Genomic DNA, 17,223 nt, shown 5'->3' on the forward strand with positions numbered 1-17,223 from the left:
GAATGTCATCAGACGTCAGGTGGGACACCGGCGAGACGAACCCAGGAGGAAACATGGGATCCAGGAAGATTCGGGTCGGTATCGATACCGGCGGAACATTCACGGACGTGGTCGCGGTGGACGACGAGTCCGGCGCCATCGTCACCACGAAGACCCCGTCGACACCGCAGGATCCGGCCATCGGCTTCCTCGCAGGCATCGAGAAGGTCCTCGCGCAGCTCGGCGAGACCGGCGACGCGATCGACGCCGTCAGTCACGGCACCACCGTCGCGACCAACAAGCTCCTCGAGGGCAAGGTCGGCACCCTCGGATTCATCACCACCGAGGGCTACGAACATGTCCTCGAGATCGCCCGCCAGTCGGTCCCCGACGGCTACGGCAACTCCTACTTCTGGGTCAAGCCCGACCGCATCGTGCCGGCCGACCGTGTCCGCACCATCCGCGGTCGTCTCGCCTACAACGGCAGCGAGATCCGTCCCCTGAACGAGGACGACGTCCGCGCCGCCGCCCGCTTCTTCAAGGACCGCGAGATCCGCACCGTCGGCGTGTGCCTCATGCACTCTTACGCCAACCCCGAGCACGAGCGCCGCGTCCGCGACATCCTCATGGAGGAGTACCCGGAGGCGACCGTGAGCATCTCCAGCGAGGTGCTGCGCGAGTACCGCGAGTACGAGCGGTCCATCACGACCCTCGTCGACGCCGCGGTCAAGCCCAACATCCGCAACTACGTCAACAACATCGCGAACCGGCTCCGCGAGTTCTCCTCCGCCGAGGGCGAACAGCGCGACATCCCGTTCTACGTGATGAAGTCCAACGGTGGCGTGCTGTCGGCGAAGGAGGTCGTGCACCAGCCGATCACGACCGTGCTCTCCGGCCCTGCAGCCGGTGCCCTGGGTGCGGCGCTGATTGCCGGCGTCGCCGGTGTCGACCAGGTGCTGACCTGCGACGGTGGCGGCACCTCCACGGACGTCACCGTGGTCGTCGGCGGCGAGCCGGCACTCACCACGGAAGGTCGCGTGGGTGTCTACCCGTCCAAGATCCCCATGATCGACGTGGTGACCGTCGGCGCCGGCGGTGGCTCCATCGCGTGGATGACCCCCGAGGGCACCCTGCGCGTCGGCCCGCAGTCGGCGGGCGCCGATCCCGGACCCCTGTGCTACGCCAAGGGTGGCAACGAGCCGACCATCACCGACGCCCACGTCCTGCTCGGTCGCATCCCTCCCCACCTGCTCGGCGGTGAGATCCCGCTCGACACCGAGCTCGCCCGCAAGGGCGTCGAGGAGCTCGCACACCGTCTCGGCCTCGAAGTCGAGGCGTGCGCCACGGGCATTCTCGAAGTGTCGGCCTGGAACCAGGCCAACGCGCTGCGCCAGATCACCGTCAAGCGTGGTCTCGACGTCCGCGACTTCACCTTGGTGACCTTCGGCGGCTCCGGGTCGCTGCTGGCCTGTCGCCTCATCGACATCCTCGGTCTCAAGGACGTCCTCGTGCCGCTCGAGCCCGGCAACGTCTCGGCCTTCGGGCTGCTGACCGTCGATGTCCGCAACGACTATGTGCAGACGCACGTCAGCCGCCACGACCGGTTGGAGATCGAGGAACTGCAGGCCGGACTCGACGCCCTCGCGGCCGAGGCCGAACGTGCCCTGGGGGACGAGGGATTCGGGCCCGATCAGCGGCAGTACGCCCGCTCGGCGGACCTGCGCTATTTCGGCCAGGCCTTCGAGGTGCGTGTGCCGGTCGGCGACGGCCCCATCACCCAGGAACTGATGGACGAGGCGGCCGAACGCTTCCACCAGGCCCATCGCGAGCTCTACGGCTACGACTTCCGCAACGATCCCCACCAGCACGTGGAATGGGTCAACCTCCGCGTCAGTGGTATCGGCCCCATCAAGCGACCGGAACTCGCCGAGATCGCCCCGGGCACGGGGGCGGACGACGCGCTCACCGGCACCCGTCAGGCGTACTTCGACGAGTGGGTCACCACCCGCGTGTACGACCGCGTCCGCCTCGGCGCCGGCGACGAACTCGAAGGTCCCGCCGTGATCGAGGAATTCAGCTCGACCATCCCGGTTCATCCCGGATTCCGCGCTCGCATCGACACTTTCGGCAACATCCGCCTCAGCAAGACGTCCGACTCGAACGGAGCCACCCGATGACTGCGACTCTCGAACCCGCCGCGGCCACGACCCGCAAGCCCTTCCGGCTGACCGACGCTTCGGGTAGCGCTCCCGATCCGGTGCTGGTCGAGATCGTCGCCGGCTATCTCGCCAGTGTCGAGATGGAGGTGGAGACCTCCATCTCCCGGACCTCGCGCTCGCCGATGATCCGCGACGCCCACGACTTCCGTGCCGGCATCCACGACCGCAACCTGCGCAAGCTCACCGGTCGTTCGTACTCGGCGCTCGTGCATCCGGTGGCGCGGGACTTCCCGCTCGAGACGATGAAGCCCGGCGACGTCTTCTTCCACAACGACGTCTACCTCTCCGAAGGCGGCATCGGGCACCTGCCCGACCTGTGCGTCACGGTCCCGGTCTTCGCGACCCGCCCCGGCGACACCGAGCCTTCGGTGGTCGCGTTCGTGCAGGCCTTCGGCCACCACGACGACATCGGCGGTTGCTGCCCGGGCTCCATGCCCTCGGGTGCGACCACCGTGTACGAGGAGGGACTGATGGTCCCGCCGATCAAGCTGTGGGACCAGGGCGTTCCCAACGAGGCGGCACTGCGGATCATGACCCGCAACTCCCGCATGCCCGATTCGCTCGCCGCCGACCTCGACGCCGAGTGCTCGGCGTGCCTCATGGGTGCGCGTCGACTGTCGGAACTGTTCGAACGCTACGGTGTCGAGACCGTCGAGGCCTGCTTCGACGCGATCCTCGACGCCACCACGGAGACCTACCGCCGCGAGATCCTCAGCAAGATCCCGGTGGGCACGTACACCTGGGAGGACTACGCCGAGCACGACGGTGTGGACGAGCCCATGCTGCACGTGCAGCGCATCACCCTCACCAAGACCTCCCCGGAGGACGAGGGCGGCGAGCGCTTGATCCTGGACTTCAACGGCACCGGTCCGCAGGCGAAGGGCCCGATCAACCACTGCGGTGACTACGCCGACGGCAACTTCCTCATCAAGTGGCTGGCGCCGATCCTCCGCAACCTGGCCGACACCCCGGACCGCATGGCGGAACTGGACGTCAACGAAGGTGTCGTGCCGCTGATCGAGATGAGGTTCCCGGAGCCGGGCACGCTCATCACGCCGATCTTCCCCGCTCCCACCAACGCTCGCACGTTCGTGATCCTGCGTCTGCTCGGTGTGCTCTCCGGTGTGGTCGCCAAGGCGGTCGACGGCAACATGCCCGCCGACCAGGAGACCATCCGCTACACCGGTGTGTACGGCGAGGACTTCGACGGCCACTCCTACCTCATGCGTGAGGTGCTCGGCGGCGGCTCCGGTGGCCGGCACTACGCCGACGGTGAGGACACCATCCACGTGGTGCCCGACTCGCGGAACCTGCCCACGGAGTTCACCGAGAGCCGTTTCCCGTTCATCGTCGAGAAGCTGGGTCTGGCAATCGATTCCGGTGGGGCCGGCCGCTACCGCGGTGGTCTCGGCTACGAGAAGCACATCCGCATGCTCAAGGACGCGAACTTCATGTCCATCGCGGACCGTTCGATCCTCGCCTGCTGGGGCGTCAAGGGCGGCAAGGCCGGCAAGCCGTTCTCCGTCACCCTCGATCCCGGCGGCCCGAACGAGCGCGAGTTCGACGCCCTCACGGACGCCGAGCCGATCAAGGCCGGCGAGGTCGTGCGCATCCGCACCACCGGTGGCGGTGGCTGGGGCGACCCGCTCGATCGTCCGATCGACGAGGTGGTCCGGGACGTGCTGTGGCGCAAGGTGTCCGTCGAGGGCGCCCGCGACGACTACGGCGTGATCCTGAAGGACACCTCGGCGGAGGAGCCCGTCGCCGACGTCGAGGCCACCGAGGCGTTGCGTGCGCAGATGCGCGCCGAGCGCGGCGAGGAAGAGCCCTTCTTCGACCGCGGTCCCGGTTACGCCCGCCTGTCGGGTGGTGCCGAGTTCGCCGAGTACGACTTCATCGGCAACTGATGTCGACGACGGCCACTTTCTCCCGCGGCACCGATCTCGCAGTGATCGGTGCCGCGGGGAAGACCGGAACGGCTGTCATCGCGGCGCTGGAGACAGCAGACACGACCCCCGTCCGCCGAGTGGTGCACACCGCTCGGCAGGCGGGGGATCGTGCTGTCGACCTCGAGACCGGTGCCGGGCTCGTCGACGCCCTGTCGGGCTGCCGTGGCGTCTACTTCATCGCCCCGAACATGCACCCCGACGAACCGGCGCTGTTCGAACGGTTCCTCGCGGCGGTGGCCGAGGCAGGTGTCGATCACGTCGTCTACCACTCCGTCGCCTGGCCGTACACGCCGGCGATGCCGCACCACCTCGACAAGGCGCGTTGCGAGGACATCCTGCACGCTTCCGGGGTGCAATGGACCGTTCTGCAGCCCTGCGCGTACACGGAGAACTTCGCATCCGTCCTCGACGGCTCGGTCGATGCACTCGACGTCCCCTACGACCCCGACGCGCCGTTCTCGTTCGTCGCCTTGTCGGACGTCGCGACGGTGGCGGCCCGTGTCCTCGTCGAGGGTACGGACATCCACCACGGCGCCACCTACGAGCTCGGGGGACCGGACTCGGTGAGTGTGCGGCAGCTGTGCGCGGTCGCCGGGCGGTCGGTGGAGATCGAGCAGGTGTCCGTCCCGGTGTGGATGGAGCGCCACGGCCGCGACCTGCCCGCGGATACCCGGGAGCGTCTGGCGGCGATGTTCGACTTCTACGACGATCACGGCTTCGTCGCAGGGAGCGCCGTGACGGCGGCACTGCTCGGTCGGGCGCCCGCCCGCGTCGCGGATCTCGTCTCATCGATGCCGCGCCGGTAACCCGCCGGTGGTGTAGGAAAGGGAACGTGACGGATCGCTCTGCGGACGGCCCCGACGCCGTCGACACCCTGCCCCCGCCCGTGCTCATCGCTGTCGACGAGGCCAGCGGTATCGGGGTGCTCACCCTCGACCGCCCGGAGCAGCGCAACCCGCTGTCGGTGGAGACGATGCGCGAGGTCATCGCCGGTCTGACGGCGCTCGCGGCCGACACGAAGGTGATCGTGGTCCGCGCGGAAGGCCCGGTGTTCTCGGCCGGGCACGACCTGCGGCAGATGATCGGACGCACGCTCGACGAGGAACGCGCGATCTTCGAGACGTGCAACGAGATGATGCGGACCGTGCAGTCGATCCCTCAACCGGTGATCGCATCGGTGCAGGGCACGGCGCTCGCGGCGGGATGCCAGCTCGTCGCTGCGTGCGATCTCGCCGTCGCTGCCGGCGACGCCCGCTTCGGTACCCCGGGTGTGCGGATCGGGTTGTTCTGCTCGACGCCGATGGTCGCGGTCAGCCGCGCGATCGGCCGCAAGCGGGCGCTGCAGATGCTGCTGACCGGCGACACCATCGACGCGCAGACCGCCGCCGACTGGGGCCTGGTGAACTACGTCGTCGAACCGGAGACGCTGGAGACCGCGACCACCGAGCTCGCCCTGAAGATCGCCACGTCGTCCCCCGAGACGATGCGGATCGGCAAGGAGGCGTTCTACCGGCAGATCGATCTGCCGCAAGAGACGGCCTATGCCGCAATGGCGGAGACGATGGCGTCGAACGCGATGATCGACGACGCGCAGGAGGGGATGACGGCCTTCCTCGAGAAGCGGGCACCGGTCTGGAAGGACCGCTGATCCCGAGCGATCGCTAGGTCTGGACTAGTTGGTTGGACGTCCTATAAAGTCCACTGCATGACCCCCGACCCGCGTCAGAGCACCGTCGACGGCATCCTCCACCGCACCGCCGCGCGCTATCCCGCCCGCGTCGCACTCCGCTTCGGCGACCGGCAGTTCACCTACCGGGAACTCGACGACGCCGTCACCCGTGCCGCTGCGCACCTGCTCTCGTTGGGCCTGTCCAAGGGCGACCGCGTGGCCGCCTACGGCACCAACTCCGACGGCTACGCGATCGGATATCTCGCCGCTGCCCGCGCCGGCCTGGTGCACGTGCCGATCAACTACGCACTGCGCGGCGAGGAACTGTCGTACCTGCTCGGTCAGTCGGGCGCGAAAGCCGTGCTCGTCGACCCCGTGTTGCGCGACAATCTCGACGCCGTCCTGGCCGACGTGCCGGCCGAGACCGTCGTCCCGCTCCGCGACGCCGACGACTCCCTGGTGACGGTCGCGCAGACCGGCGACGTGCCGGCGCTCGACGTCGCCGTGGCCGACACCGACCTCGTCCAGCTCCTCTACACCTCGGGCACGACGTCGAAGCCCAAGGGCGCCATGATGACCCACCAGGCGCTCACCTTCGAATACATGTCGTCGATCGAGGCGCTCGACCTGTCGGCCGGCGACGACCCGCTCGTGTGCATGCCGCTCTACCACTCCGCGGCGATGCACGTCTTCCTCATCCCGTACTTCGCGGTCGGTGCGACCGTGCGGCTGCTGCCCGCACCCGACGTCGCCGAGATCCTGCGGCTGGTGGAGGAGGAGCGCATCGGATCGCTGTTCCTCGCCCCGACGGTGTGGGTGCCGCTGACCAACCATCCCGACCTCGACGAGCGCGACCTGTCGTCGCTGCGCAAGGCGCAGTACGGAGCGTCGATCATGCCCGTCACCGTCCTCGAGCGACTCCGCGGCCGCTACCCGGAGCTCGGCTTCTACAACTGTTTCGGCCAATCCGAGATCGGTCCGCTCGCCACCGTCCTCCGCCCCGAGGAACACGACGCGCGTCCCGCCTCGTGCGGCCGGGCCGTGCTGTTCGTCGAGACCCGCGTCGTCGACGCCGACGGCAACGACGTCCCCGACGGTGAACCCGGTGAGATCCTGTACCGCTCACCGCAACTGTGCCTCGGCTACTGGGAGAACCCCACCGCGACCGAGGAGGCCTTTCGCGACGGCTGGTTCCACTCCGGCGACCTCGTCACCCGCGACGCCGAAGGCTTCATCACCGTCGTCGATCGCATCAAGGACGTCATCAACACCGGCGGCATCCTCGTCGCCTCACGTGAGGTCGAGGACGCGATCTACACGCATTCGGCCGTCGCGGAGGTCGCGGTGATCGGTACTCCGGACGAGAAATGGATCGAAGCGGTGACCGCGGTGGTCGTCCTCAAGGACGGTCACGAGCTCGACGAGCCCACCTTGATCGACCACGTCAAGCAGCGCCTCGCACCGTTCAAGGTGCCCAAGGCCGTTCGCTTCGCCGACGTCCTGCCGCGTAACCAGAGCGGCAAGCTCCTCAAGCGCGAACTGCGCGGATCCTGACCACTCCGACCGAACACTGCGAAAAGGAAATCCGAACCCGATGCCGAAGAAGCACGTCGCCTCCTGGTACGACGACGAGGTCTCTGCCGTCTACGATCTCGCGCGCGAGTTCTTCGATCGCGAGGTCATGGGCAAGGCCGAGAAGTGGGATTCGCAGCGTCGTATCGATCGTGAGGTGTGGCTCGAGGCCGGCAAACTCGGTCTGCTGTGCTGCTCGATCCCCGAGGAATACGGGGGTGGCGGCGGTACCTTCGCGCACGACCTCGCGGTGTTCGACGCGCAGGGCTACTCCGGCGATCTCGCGTTCGGCAACTCCGTGCACAGCGGCATCGTCGCGCACTACATCCTCGAATACGGCAACGAGGAGCAGAAGAAGACGTGGCTGCCGGGCATGGCCACCGGCGAGATCCTCGGTGCCATCGGCATGACCGAACCCGGCGCGGGTTCGGACCTCAAAGCGATCAAGACCACCGCGGTGCGCGACGGCGACCACTACGTCGTCAACGGCTCGAAGACCTTCATCACCAACGGTTCTTCGGCCGACGTCATCGTCCTCGCCGTCAAAACCGACCCGAAGGCAGGCGCCAAGGGTGTGTCGCTGCTCATCGTGGATCTCCGTGACGCCCCGGGCTTCTCGGTGGGCCGTGTGCTCGACAAGGTCGGCCAGCACGCCGCCGACACCTCCGAGCTGTCGTTCGTCGACGTGCGCGTGCCCGTGACGAACCTGCTCGGCGAATCCGAAGGTCTCGGCTTCGGTCAGCTCATGGCGCAGCTCGTGCAGGAACGTCTGATCATCGGCGCGCAGGCCGCCGGTGCGATGGACCGGGCCGTCGAGGAGACCGTCCGCTACACCAAGGCGCGACAGGCGTTCGGGCACAGCCTGTTCGAGTTCCAGAACACGGCCTTCGAACTCGCCGAGTGCCAAACCATCGCCCGCACCTGCCGCATCTTCCTCGACCACTGCATCGAGCAGCACCTGAAGGGCCAACTCGATCCGTCCGATGCCGCGATGGTCAAGTACTGGCTGACCGACAAGCAGTGCGAGGTCATCGACCGGTGCGTGCAGCTGCACGGCGGCTACGGCTACATGCGCGAATACCTCATCGCGCGGATGTACGAGGACGCGCGCGTCCAGCGGATCTACGCCGGCGCGAACGAGGTCATGAAGCAGATCATCGCGCGGGCGCTGTAACCGCCGAGTCGTATCCGGATGCGGGACGTCTCAGCGGGCTGTGGCGGTCAAGAACTCTTCGATCGCCGCCGTGAGCTTCTCGGGCTGGTCTTCGGCCAGCAGGGTGTAGCTGTCGTCGATTTCGACCAGCCGCGCGTCGGGGAAGACCTCGGCGAGGCGTCGCCCGTGATCGCGCGGCATCATGCGGTCCTCGGTGGCCCACACGACCAGCACCGGCCCGGAGAATTGCGCCGCTTTCGCAGCGATCTCGAGCAGCTGTTGCTTGGGCGGGGCCGAGAGTGCGTACTTGGCCAGATCACGCCGGATGTTCCGGTCGACGGTGGCCGGGCGGAACCAGGCGTCCATGACGGGTCCGGGTACCGGACGTTTGCTCATCCATCCCCAGGTGCCGGGGCCACGCCGGCCGAACTTCGTGCCGAGCACCGCCATGAGCAGGCGTACCCCACCCGGAAGCTTGACCAGCGGCAGGAGTCGTTTCACCGGGCCGGGAGGGTAGTTGTCGAATGCCTCGCACGCGGCGAGCACGAGTCGCGAGACCCGTTCGGGATTCGACACGGCGAAGAAGGCCTGGGCGCCGCCCCAATCGTTCTGGATCAGCGTGACGTCACGCAGGTCGAGAGCGTCGAGGAACTCCCCGATGAGATGGCCCATGCCGACGAGGGTGAGGTCTGCCTCCGGGCGCATCGGTATGCGGTGCGAGCCGAGAGGCCAGGTCGGCGCGATGCAGCGGTAGGTGCCGCAGAGTTGTTCCACGACGTTTCGCCACGCGGTTCCGTCCATCAGTAGACCGTGGATGAACACGAGAACCGGTCCGTCGCCACCGGTGTCCTCGTACTCGATCGTTCCTGCCGAAAGCTCGATGTCGAACACGCGATCCCCCTTCGCGTCGAGTCGTCGAGATACTTCCACAGTTCGACGCCGATCACCGGGATTTCACCGATTCCCTCAGAGGGGCTTGGTCCAGTCCAGCGTGTAGCGATAGTAGAAGCGTCGATGGATACGGCTTCCGGGCAGCACCATCGCGGCCGCGCGACGGATATCGGCGAGTGACTCGCGGGGTTGTTCGGTCGTCATGCCGGGGTAGCCGGATTCGCGGTGGATGGTGCTCGCTACGCGAACGGGAAGAACAAGGGCCCCGGCGACGAGCCGATCGATCACGGTCTTGTTGGCAGACAGCCCCACGATGCGCAGGCTCCCTCCCGGGGCCAGAAGTTCTCGCATGCGTTCGAGCGCGATGATCAGCGGCATGTGATGGAGGGTGGCGACGCACGTGATCAGGTCGAAGCGCCGATCATCGAGTTCCGACGAGGTGAGGACATCTCCCTCGACGAGGTGCGCGTCGGGGGTGTCGGCAAGGCGTGCGCGCGCTCGGGCGACAGCCGAGTGATCCGAATCGATGCCGGTGACCGATGCCGCTGCCGTGGCGAGTTTCCGAAGGAGAAGTCCGTCGCCGCAGCCGATATCGAGGACGCTGCTGTCACGGTGCGGAACCGCTGCGAGCAACTCCGAGTGGAAGGCCGTGTTGTGATTCCAATACTCGGTCACGATGCTCCTTTCTCGTCGTCGGGAACGTGTCAGGGTGCATGAGGTCGGGTCCGCGGAATCGCCGACGGTATCGAGCGTGAACTCGACGCATCGGGCTGGGGCACCTGCCACATCGTCGGGAACTCCCTCCGTGGACAGGTCGGGTTCGAACTCGAACGCCATGGCCGTGCACGTTCGCCGGCTGCTGTCAGTCCGAGTCGCGGTCGGAAACGTTTGTCATGGAGGGAGTTCCGTATCGGCTTGTCGTTCATTGCGCAGTTTCCGTCGGCGGCAGCGGCGCGGGTGCTCGGTGAGCGGGCCTGGGCACGGCTCCAACGACCGATCCTCCGGAACGCGAGCCGGCGACTCGACGCCGTACCACCCGAGGATGCTGCGAATGTCGTCCGCGCAGTGTCCCACTGCCCGATCTACCTCACGAGGCTGCTCGCCGGCCTTCGCGACGGGCCGTTGACGGACCTTCACCGGGTGAAGGCACCTACCACGGCCGGCTCGTGGTGAGATACTTCGCCATCTCCTGACTCTGCGCGCGGTGCATGCGGCGGTGCTCCGCCCGCTCGTCACCGGACTCGTTCAGCTTGCGTTCCTCGTCGGATTCGGGCAGCACCGGTGGGACCTGCATGGTTCGACCGCCGTCGTCGACGGCGACGAAGGTGAGGAAGGCGGTGGCGGCGATGCGCCGCTCCCCGCTGCGCAGATCTTCGGCGGTGACCTTGACGAAGACCTCCATCGAGCTACGTCCGGTCCACGTCACGAACGACTCGAGGCACACCGAATCGGACGGACGGACGGGTTCGAGGAAGGCCACGGAATCGGTCGACGCCGTCACGACCGAGGCACGACTGTGACGGGTCGCCGAGATCGACGCGGTCATGTCGATGTCGCTCATCAGCTTCCCGCCGAACAACGTGTTGTGGTCGTTGACGTCGTTGGGAAACACCCTGCTGGTTTTGACGACTCGCGATTCTCGGCAAGGTTTGGCCTGCACGCCGATGGTCCTTTCGTAGATGGTGCTCACGGCGGGATCTACGCCGGATGCACCTCTACAAGCCTACGACTGCTGCGCGGAAATCGGCGCAGGCCTGGTGTGATACTCGACAATCCTGGTCAGCATGGCGGTGAGCTGTGCGCGTTCGGCCGCGTCGAGGGGAGCGAACGCCTCGTCCTGCGCCGCGGTGAGCATCCGGTCGAGATCGAACAGTCGCCGGCGCCCGCGCTGGGGGAGGGTGATGATGTTGCGTCGCCGATCGGTCGGGTCGGGTGCTCGTTCGACGAAACGCCGATCGACGAGTGCGTCGACGGCGGCGGCGACGTCGCTGCGATCGAGTCCGCAGCGACGGGCGAGGTCGATCTGACTGGACGGACCGTGTACCTCGAGGGCGGCCAGGATCCGGTAGTGGTGACCTCGGGCATCGGCGGAATCGAGGCGGTCGAACACGACGCGATGCACGTGTCGCGCCGCCAGGGTCATCAGATAGCTCGGGAGGTGTCCGAGCCGATCGGGGCCGGCCGCGTCGTGGGTGGCGGACATGTGACCGAGTCTACGATTACGAGCCCTGTGGATCGAGACCCCGTCACCGCCGACGGTGGTCGGTGATGGGGGTGCGAGGGCCGCGTTTCGGAACCTGCGCGTACCCACCGGACTCCACGATCAGTCGAACCGCCCGATAGCGTTGCGGGCGCAGGGGTTCGAGGTATTCGATCATGCCGGGATCGTCGAGGGGCTTACCGAGCAGCGCCCATCCGACGACCTTCGCGAGGTGGTAGTCGCCGACGGAGAGCGCATCGGTGTCGCCGAACGCGCGCTGGGCGACCTCCGCGGCCGTCCACACGCCCACCCCCGGCACGACCCGCAACTTCCGTCGGGCGTCGGCGGCCGGTTCATGCACGAGGCGCTCGAGAGAGTCGGCGACCTGCGCGCACCGCACCACAGTGCGTGCGCGGCCGGGGTCGACGTTCGCCCGATGGAACTCCCAGGACGGCACGGTCCGCCAGGTCGCCGCGGAGGGCGGCACGCGCATGCCCTCCGGGGCCGGACCGGGCGCCGGATCGCCGAACCACGTGACGAGACGACGCCAGGACGCGAACGCCGCCACCCCGTGCACCCGCTGTTCCAGGATGGCCGGCACCAGGGATTCGAGCACCCGGCCCGTGCGGGTGATGCGCAGGGCAGGCATGCGTCGGTGCGCCTCGACGAGCAGGGGATGCTCGGGTACGAAGCCGGACGGGTCGTCGTCGGCGCCGAGCAGCGCCGGAAGCCGATCGACCAACTCGGATGCGCCCGGACCCCACGCCAGACACCGCGCGCCGTGCGGACCGTCCTGGGTGAGTCGGTACGTCACGGCACCGGTGTTCATCCGGGAGGTACGCCAGACGGCGCCGGCGACGACGCGATGACACGGATCCCACGGCCCGCGCTGCAGCGGGCGCAGGGTGCGCACCACGTCGACCGGCCACGGCACGCGCACGCGGGTGTCGAGGGGTGCTTCGTCCGCCACGCTCGCGATGCGACGGCCTCGCTCGTCGGACACGGTCACCGTCCTACCGTACTCTGTGCGCTGGAGCCGACTTTCGCGACTCTGTGCGCTGGAGCCGACTTTCGCGACTCTGTGCGCTCGAGCCGACTTTCGTGGTGTCGGAGGGTGCGGCTATGGTCGGGCGCATGATCATCGTGAGCACCGACGGATCCTGCCTTCGCAATCCCGGTGGCGCCATCGGGTGGGCGTGGGTCAATCACGAGGGGCCCAGCGCGTCGGGCGGTGAGCGTTCGGGCACGAATCAGATCGCCGAGCTCCGGGCGGTGCTCGAGGCACTGCGCGCGCATCCCGGCGCCGAGCCGATGATCATCGAATCCGATTCGCAGTACGCGATCAAGTGCGCCTCCGAATGGCTGCCCGGATGGAAGCGCAAGGGTTGGAAGACGGCCACCGGCGCGCCGGTGAAGAACCTCGAACTCGTGCGCGCCATCGACCGCGAGCTCACCGACCGCACCGGTCCGGTGCGGTTCCGCTGGGTGCGCGGCCACGTCGGCAACCACTTCAACGAGATGGCCGACACGCTCGCCGGCCAGGCCGCCCGCGAGATCGCGGCGCAGCCCGGACCGATCGAGGTGCCGAGCACGCCCGTGGTCGCGCACAAGCCGCCGAAGTGCGCCGACGACGCCGAATTGACCTTGTTCTGAGCGAAGTTCCGCTCAGCGCGCGTAGACCGCGGTGGGTTGCCCGTTGATCGCGTGGACGGTCACGGGGGTATCGAACACGTCGGTGAGGATCTCGTCCCGCATGATCTCGTCGGACGTGCCGCTGGTGACGATCAGGCCGTCGCGCAACGCGATGATGTGATCGGAGTACGCGGCGGCGATGTTCACGTCGTGGATGACGAGCACGATCGTCTTGCCCAGTTCGTCCGCTGCCCGCCGCAGCTGACGCATCATCAGCACGGCGTGCTTCATGTCGAGGTTGTTGAGCGGCTCGTCGAGCAGCACGTACTTGGTGTCCTGTGCCAGCACCATCGCCACGAAGGTGCGCTGCCGCTGACCGCCGGAGAGCTGGTCGAGGAAGCGGTCTGCGAGGTCGGTGAGGTTGAGGAATTCCATCGCCTCGTCGACGTGCCGCACGTCTTCCGCGGTGAGTCTGCCCTGGCAGTGCGGGAATCGACCGAAGCCGACCAGTTCGCGGACCGTCAGGCGCGCGGTGATGTGGTTCTCCTGCCGCAGGATCGACAGATGCTTGGCCAGCTCCCGGGTCTTCGTGGAATGCACGTCGAGTCCGCCCACGGTGATGGTGCCGCTGGTGGGTTGCAGCAGTCGGCCGATGATCGTCATGAGCGTCGACTTGCCGGCACCGTTCGGTCCGATCAGGGAGGTGATGCCGCCCTCGCGGATCGTGCCGGAGACGGGTCCGAGGACCCGCTTGTCCTGGTACGACATCGAGACGTCGTGGAACTCGATCACAGCGTTCCCTTTCTCAGGAGCATGAACAGGAACAGGATGCCGCCGACGAACTCGATGATCACCGTCAGGAACCCGCCCGCGTAGAAGATGTGCTGCATGAAGAACTGGCCGAAGGCGAGGGTGATCACGCCGAGCAGGAACGCCATGGGCATGACGTACTGGTGCTTGTACGAACCGGCGATCTGGTAGGCGAGGGTGGCGACGAGGAAGCCGAAGAAGGTCATGGGCCCGGCCAAGGCGGTCGCGAACGCCACGAGCAGCGCGATGAGGACGAGCATCAGCGTCAACTCGCGCTTGTAGGCGACACCGATGTTGGTTGCGGTGTCGCGGCCGAGCAGCAGCGCATCGAGACGGTGGCGACGGCGCCACAGGATCACCCCCACGACGATGCAGATGCCGAACGCGAGGGGCAGATAGTCGCCGGGTACGGACGACAGGCGACCCATCAGCTCGACCGAGAGCATGTCGTACTCGGTGGGGGAGAGCACCCGCTGGATGAACGTCGAGAGACTGTCGAACGCCATTCCGAGTACGACGCCGACGAGCAGCATCAGGAACAGGCTGCCGAAACGGCCGGAGAACAACCAGCGATAGAGCAGCGTCGCCAGTGCCACCATGAGCCCGGTCTGGAGGACGAGCTTCGGGATGCCTTCGGAGGTCGCGATCGCGGTGGCTCCGAAGAGGAAGACCGTCAGCGTCTGCATCAGCGTGTACAGGGAATCGAACCCGATGATGGACGGCGTGAGGATGCGGTTGTCGGTGACCGTGTGGAACACGACGGTCCCCATGCCGTGCGCGAACGCCGCGACCACCATGGCTCCCAGGACGGTGAGCCGGCGAGGGAAGGTGAAGTCGAACGAGCCGCGGATGAACAGGAACAGATAGCAGGCGACCGCTACGGCGGCGATCGCGGCGACGATGGCCAGGCGCACTCCCGGCGACAGGCGACGGCGCTCACCCTTGCCGGTCGGGACGGCCCGGGCGCGTACGGAATCAAGCACTGACATGACGACGCTGCCTCAGAACGAGAGTGATGAAGACGACGGCGCCGACGACGCCGAGGACGACGGACGCGGGAATCTCCATGGGGGCGACGATCGTGCGGCCGACGAGATCGCACGCGAGAAGTAGTCCGGCGCCGATGACGGCGACCCAGGGCAGGTTCTTGTGCATGTCGTCGCCGAGCATCATCGACACGAGATTCGGGACGATCAGGCCGAGGAACGGGATGAAGCCCACCACCACGGTAGTGACGCCGGTGGCGATCGCGACGAGCATGACGCCGAGGAAGACGACCTGCTCGTACTTCAGCCCCACGTTGGTGGCGAGGTCTCTACCGAGACCGGCGATGGTGAACCGGTCGGCGAGGAGATAGGCGAGGACGGCGACGGCGAGCACCGCCCACAGCGGTTCGTAGAAGCCGCGAACCACGCTGCTGAAGCCACCCGAACGCCACGCCGACATCGACTGCAGCAGGTCGAAGTTGCCGGCGAGGAAAGTGGTGATCGAGCCGACCACGGCACCGAGCATGATGCCGACGAGCGGCACGATGATCGACGACTTCAGCGCGATCCGGCGCAGGACGACGATGAACACCATCGTTCCCGCGAACGCGAAGATCACCGAGATCACCATCTTGACCATCGGCGACGCGTCGGGAACGACGATCAATGTGGCCAGCAGGCCGAGACCGGCCCACTGCGCGGTGCCCGCGGTGGTCGGTTCGACGAACTTGTTCTGGGTGATCAACTGCATGATCACGCCCGAGATGCTCATCGCGACGGCCGCGAAGATCAGGGCGAGGGTTCGCGGCACGCGGGAGATGAAGAACATCTCGCGGGCCGCCGGGTCGTGGGTCAGCGATTCGAGGGTGATGTCGTAGCCGCCGACCATCAGGGACGCCACGGTCAGTGCCAGAACGACCACCGAGATCACCGGCAGCAGCACTTTGTTCTTCGTCATGGGGGCTCGGATCCGGAGAAGGTGCGCTCACACACGCAGCCTGCCCCGGCCCGTGATTCGGGTCGGGGCAGGCTGCTGTGGAGCGTCGAACAACAGGGACTTACTGTGCCGACTGGTTCGCAGCTTCGAACGCGTCGGCGATCTGCTGGAACGCTTCGGTGTAGGACTCGATGCCCTCACGCTTGTAGAAGTCGCCGTCCAGGTAGATGATCTGGTCCTTCGTGGCGAAGGTGGTGTTGGCGAACGCTTCCTGCGCGTCGATCACCGCGGCGGCCGGCTGCGGGGCTTCCTCGCCCGGCACGGCGGTGGCGGAGTCGCGGTCCAGGACGATCATCCAGTCGGGGTTCGCCTGCGCGATGGTCTCGGGAGCGAGACCGGAATCGCCGTGGACATCACCGGCGTCGCCGGCGAAGACGTCCTTCAGGTTCACGCCATCGAGGAGGCGACCGATACGGCCTGCACCGTTGTCGATCTTGCCGCCCGCGACGACCGCGAGGAAGACGCTCTCACCGTTCGTGGCGTCCTGGGCAGCTTCGGTGGCAGCCTCGAGCTCGGCGACGATCTCCTCGGCCTCGGCTTCCTTCTCGAAGATCTGCCCGAGCGCGAGGGCCTGATCCTTCAGTCCCTGGATGTAGCCGCCCTCGGAATCGTCCAGCGCGGAGACGTCGACGACCGGCGCGATCTTCGACAGTTCTCCGGTGAACTCGGTGAAGCGCGAACCACCGATGATCAGATCCGGCTCGGCCTCGCTGACCAGTTCGAGCTTCGGCTCGCGGTGCGTGCCGACATCGAGGATGGAGTCGTCCTCACGCCACTCGTCGAAGCCCGTGTTGGGGAGGAGGGTCTTCGGCAGGGCGACGGGCGTGATGCCCCAATCGCGCAGCATCTCGAACGACTTGTTGTCGAGGGCCACCACACGCTCGGGGTCCGTAGGAACTTCCATCTCACCGTTGTTGGTCTCGATGGTGACGGTCGCGCCGTTCTCGGCGTCGGCGCTGTCGATATCGCTGTCACCGCAGGCGGTCAGGACGAGCGCCCCGGCGAGGGCCGGTGCGAGGAGCAGGCGCTTGAGATTCAGTTTCACGGGTGACTCCGAGGAAGGGTCGGACGGCGTGCTGACATGTGCCAAGACGCTCGCGGATCGGTAATTCAAGTTTCACATAGTATTGGTAAGGCAAACCTTTGTCCTGCTGGGGGTATGTGAC

At 67.1% G+C, this 17,223-nt stretch carries 16 protein-coding genes; 7 read left to right on the forward strand and 9 right to left on the reverse strand.

Going from position 1 to position 17,223, the window contains the following annotated elements; translation table 11 throughout:
• Positions 1-53: 53 nt before the first annotated feature.
• The 6 genes from BO226_RS22280 to BO226_RS22305 are packed head-to-tail and all read left to right on the forward strand — an operon-like array spanning position 54 to position 8,562.
• A complete protein-coding gene (locus tag BO226_RS22280; RefSeq protein ID WP_071936097.1) occupies positions 54-2,156 on the forward strand; it encodes a hydantoinase/oxoprolinase family protein in 2,103 nt (700 codons plus the stop codon).
• Positions 2,153-4,105 (forward strand): hydantoinase B/oxoprolinase family protein, encoded by a 1,953-nt coding sequence (locus BO226_RS22285; protein ID WP_006551022.1) that lies wholly within the window; start codon positions 2,153-2,155, stop codon positions 4,103-4,105. The genes BO226_RS22280 and BO226_RS22285 overlap by 4 nt, the downstream gene beginning before the upstream one ends.
• Positions 4,105-4,953 (forward strand): SDR family oxidoreductase, encoded by an 849-nt coding sequence (locus BO226_RS22290; RefSeq protein WP_064257030.1) that lies wholly within the window; start codon positions 4,105-4,107, stop codon positions 4,951-4,953. Before BO226_RS22285 ends, BO226_RS22290 begins: the two co-directional genes overlap by 1 nt.
• Before the next feature lie 26 nt (positions 4,954-4,979).
• Positions 4,980-5,795 carry an enoyl-CoA hydratase gene (locus BO226_RS22295; RefSeq protein WP_006551020.1) on the forward strand — a complete coding sequence of 272 codons (816 nt, stop codon included), beginning with the start codon at positions 4,980-4,982 and terminating at the stop codon, positions 5,793-5,795.
• 57 nt (positions 5,796-5,852) lie between these two features.
• Positions 5,853-7,370, forward strand: a complete 1,518-nt coding sequence (locus BO226_RS22300) for an acyl-CoA synthetase (protein WP_071936098.1) — start codon at positions 5,853-5,855, stop codon at positions 7,368-7,370.
• Positions 7,371-7,410: 40 nt separating this feature from the next.
• Positions 7,411-8,562 (forward strand): acyl-CoA dehydrogenase family protein, encoded by a 1,152-nt coding sequence (locus BO226_RS22305; RefSeq protein WP_006551018.1) that lies wholly within the window; start codon positions 7,411-7,413, stop codon positions 8,560-8,562.
• A gap of 30 nt (positions 8,563-8,592) precedes the next feature.
• Here BO226_RS22305 and BO226_RS22310 read toward each other — a convergent pair whose 3' ends face one another.
• The 5 genes from BO226_RS22310 to BO226_RS22330 all read right to left on the reverse strand — a co-directional run bounded on the left by BO226_RS22310 (position 8,593) and on the right by BO226_RS22330 (position 12,641).
• Entirely contained in the window at positions 8,593-9,432 is an 840-nt protein-coding gene (locus BO226_RS22310; RefSeq protein ID WP_071936099.1) for an alpha/beta fold hydrolase, read from the reverse strand.
• Positions 9,433-9,507: 75 nt separating this feature from the next.
• Positions 9,508-10,107, reverse strand: coding sequence for a class I SAM-dependent methyltransferase (locus BO226_RS22315; RefSeq protein ID WP_083543755.1), 600 nt, complete (start codon positions 10,105-10,107; stop codon positions 9,508-9,510).
• A 475-nt stretch (positions 10,108-10,582) separates the two neighbouring features.
• Positions 10,583-11,044: an acyl-CoA thioesterase gene (locus tag BO226_RS22320; protein WP_197481883.1), complete on the reverse strand. Its 462-nt coding sequence runs from the start codon at positions 11,042-11,044 to the stop codon at positions 10,583-10,585.
• Positions 11,045-11,155: 111 nt separating this feature from the next.
• Positions 11,156-11,635 carry a MarR family winged helix-turn-helix transcriptional regulator gene (locus tag BO226_RS22325; protein ID WP_019290768.1) on the reverse strand — a complete coding sequence of 160 codons (480 nt, stop codon included), beginning with the start codon at positions 11,633-11,635 and terminating at the stop codon, positions 11,156-11,158.
• Positions 11,636-11,678: 43 nt separating this feature from the next.
• A complete protein-coding gene (locus tag BO226_RS22330; protein WP_006551013.1) occupies positions 11,679-12,641 on the reverse strand; it encodes a DNA-3-methyladenine glycosylase family protein in 963 nt (320 codons plus the stop codon).
• Between the two features lie 125 nt (positions 12,642-12,766).
• On the opposite strand from BO226_RS22330, the gene BO226_RS22335 reads away from it, so the two are divergent.
• The gene (locus BO226_RS22335) at positions 12,767-13,285 is read left to right on the forward strand and encodes a ribonuclease H family protein (protein ID WP_033098456.1); all 519 of its coding nucleotides are present in this window, start codon (positions 12,767-12,769) and stop codon (positions 13,283-13,285) included.
• Positions 13,286-13,297: 12 nt separating this feature from the next.
• Here BO226_RS22335 and BO226_RS22340 read toward each other — a convergent pair whose 3' ends face one another.
• From BO226_RS22340 to BO226_RS22355, 4 genes are all read right to left on the reverse strand, one after another.
• Positions 13,298-14,056, reverse strand: coding sequence for an iron ABC transporter ATP-binding protein (locus tag BO226_RS22340; protein WP_071936100.1), 759 nt, complete (start codon positions 14,054-14,056; stop codon positions 13,298-13,300).
• Positions 14,053-15,063, reverse strand: coding sequence for an iron chelate uptake ABC transporter family permease subunit (locus BO226_RS22345; RefSeq protein ID WP_231912080.1), 1,011 nt, complete (start codon positions 15,061-15,063; stop codon positions 14,053-14,055). Before BO226_RS22345 ends, BO226_RS22340 begins: the two co-directional genes overlap by 4 nt.
• Complete coding sequence (locus BO226_RS22350) at positions 15,050-16,018, reverse strand: ABC transporter permease (protein ID WP_071936101.1); 969 nt, start codon at positions 16,016-16,018, stop codon at positions 15,050-15,052. The genes BO226_RS22345 and BO226_RS22350 overlap by 14 nt, the downstream gene beginning before the upstream one ends.
• 100 nt (positions 16,019-16,118) lie before the next feature.
• On the reverse strand, positions 16,119-17,102 hold the full coding sequence (locus tag BO226_RS22355) for an ABC transporter substrate-binding protein (RefSeq protein ID WP_071936102.1): 984 nt from the start codon (positions 17,100-17,102) through the stop codon (positions 16,119-16,121).
• Between the last annotated feature and the right edge of the window lie 121 nt (positions 17,103-17,223).

Origin of the sequence: Rhodococcus sp. 2G, assembly GCF_001886355.1 — a bacterium.
Lineage (GTDB): Bacteria > Actinomycetota > Actinomycetes > Mycobacteriales > Mycobacteriaceae > Rhodococcus > Rhodococcus pyridinivorans.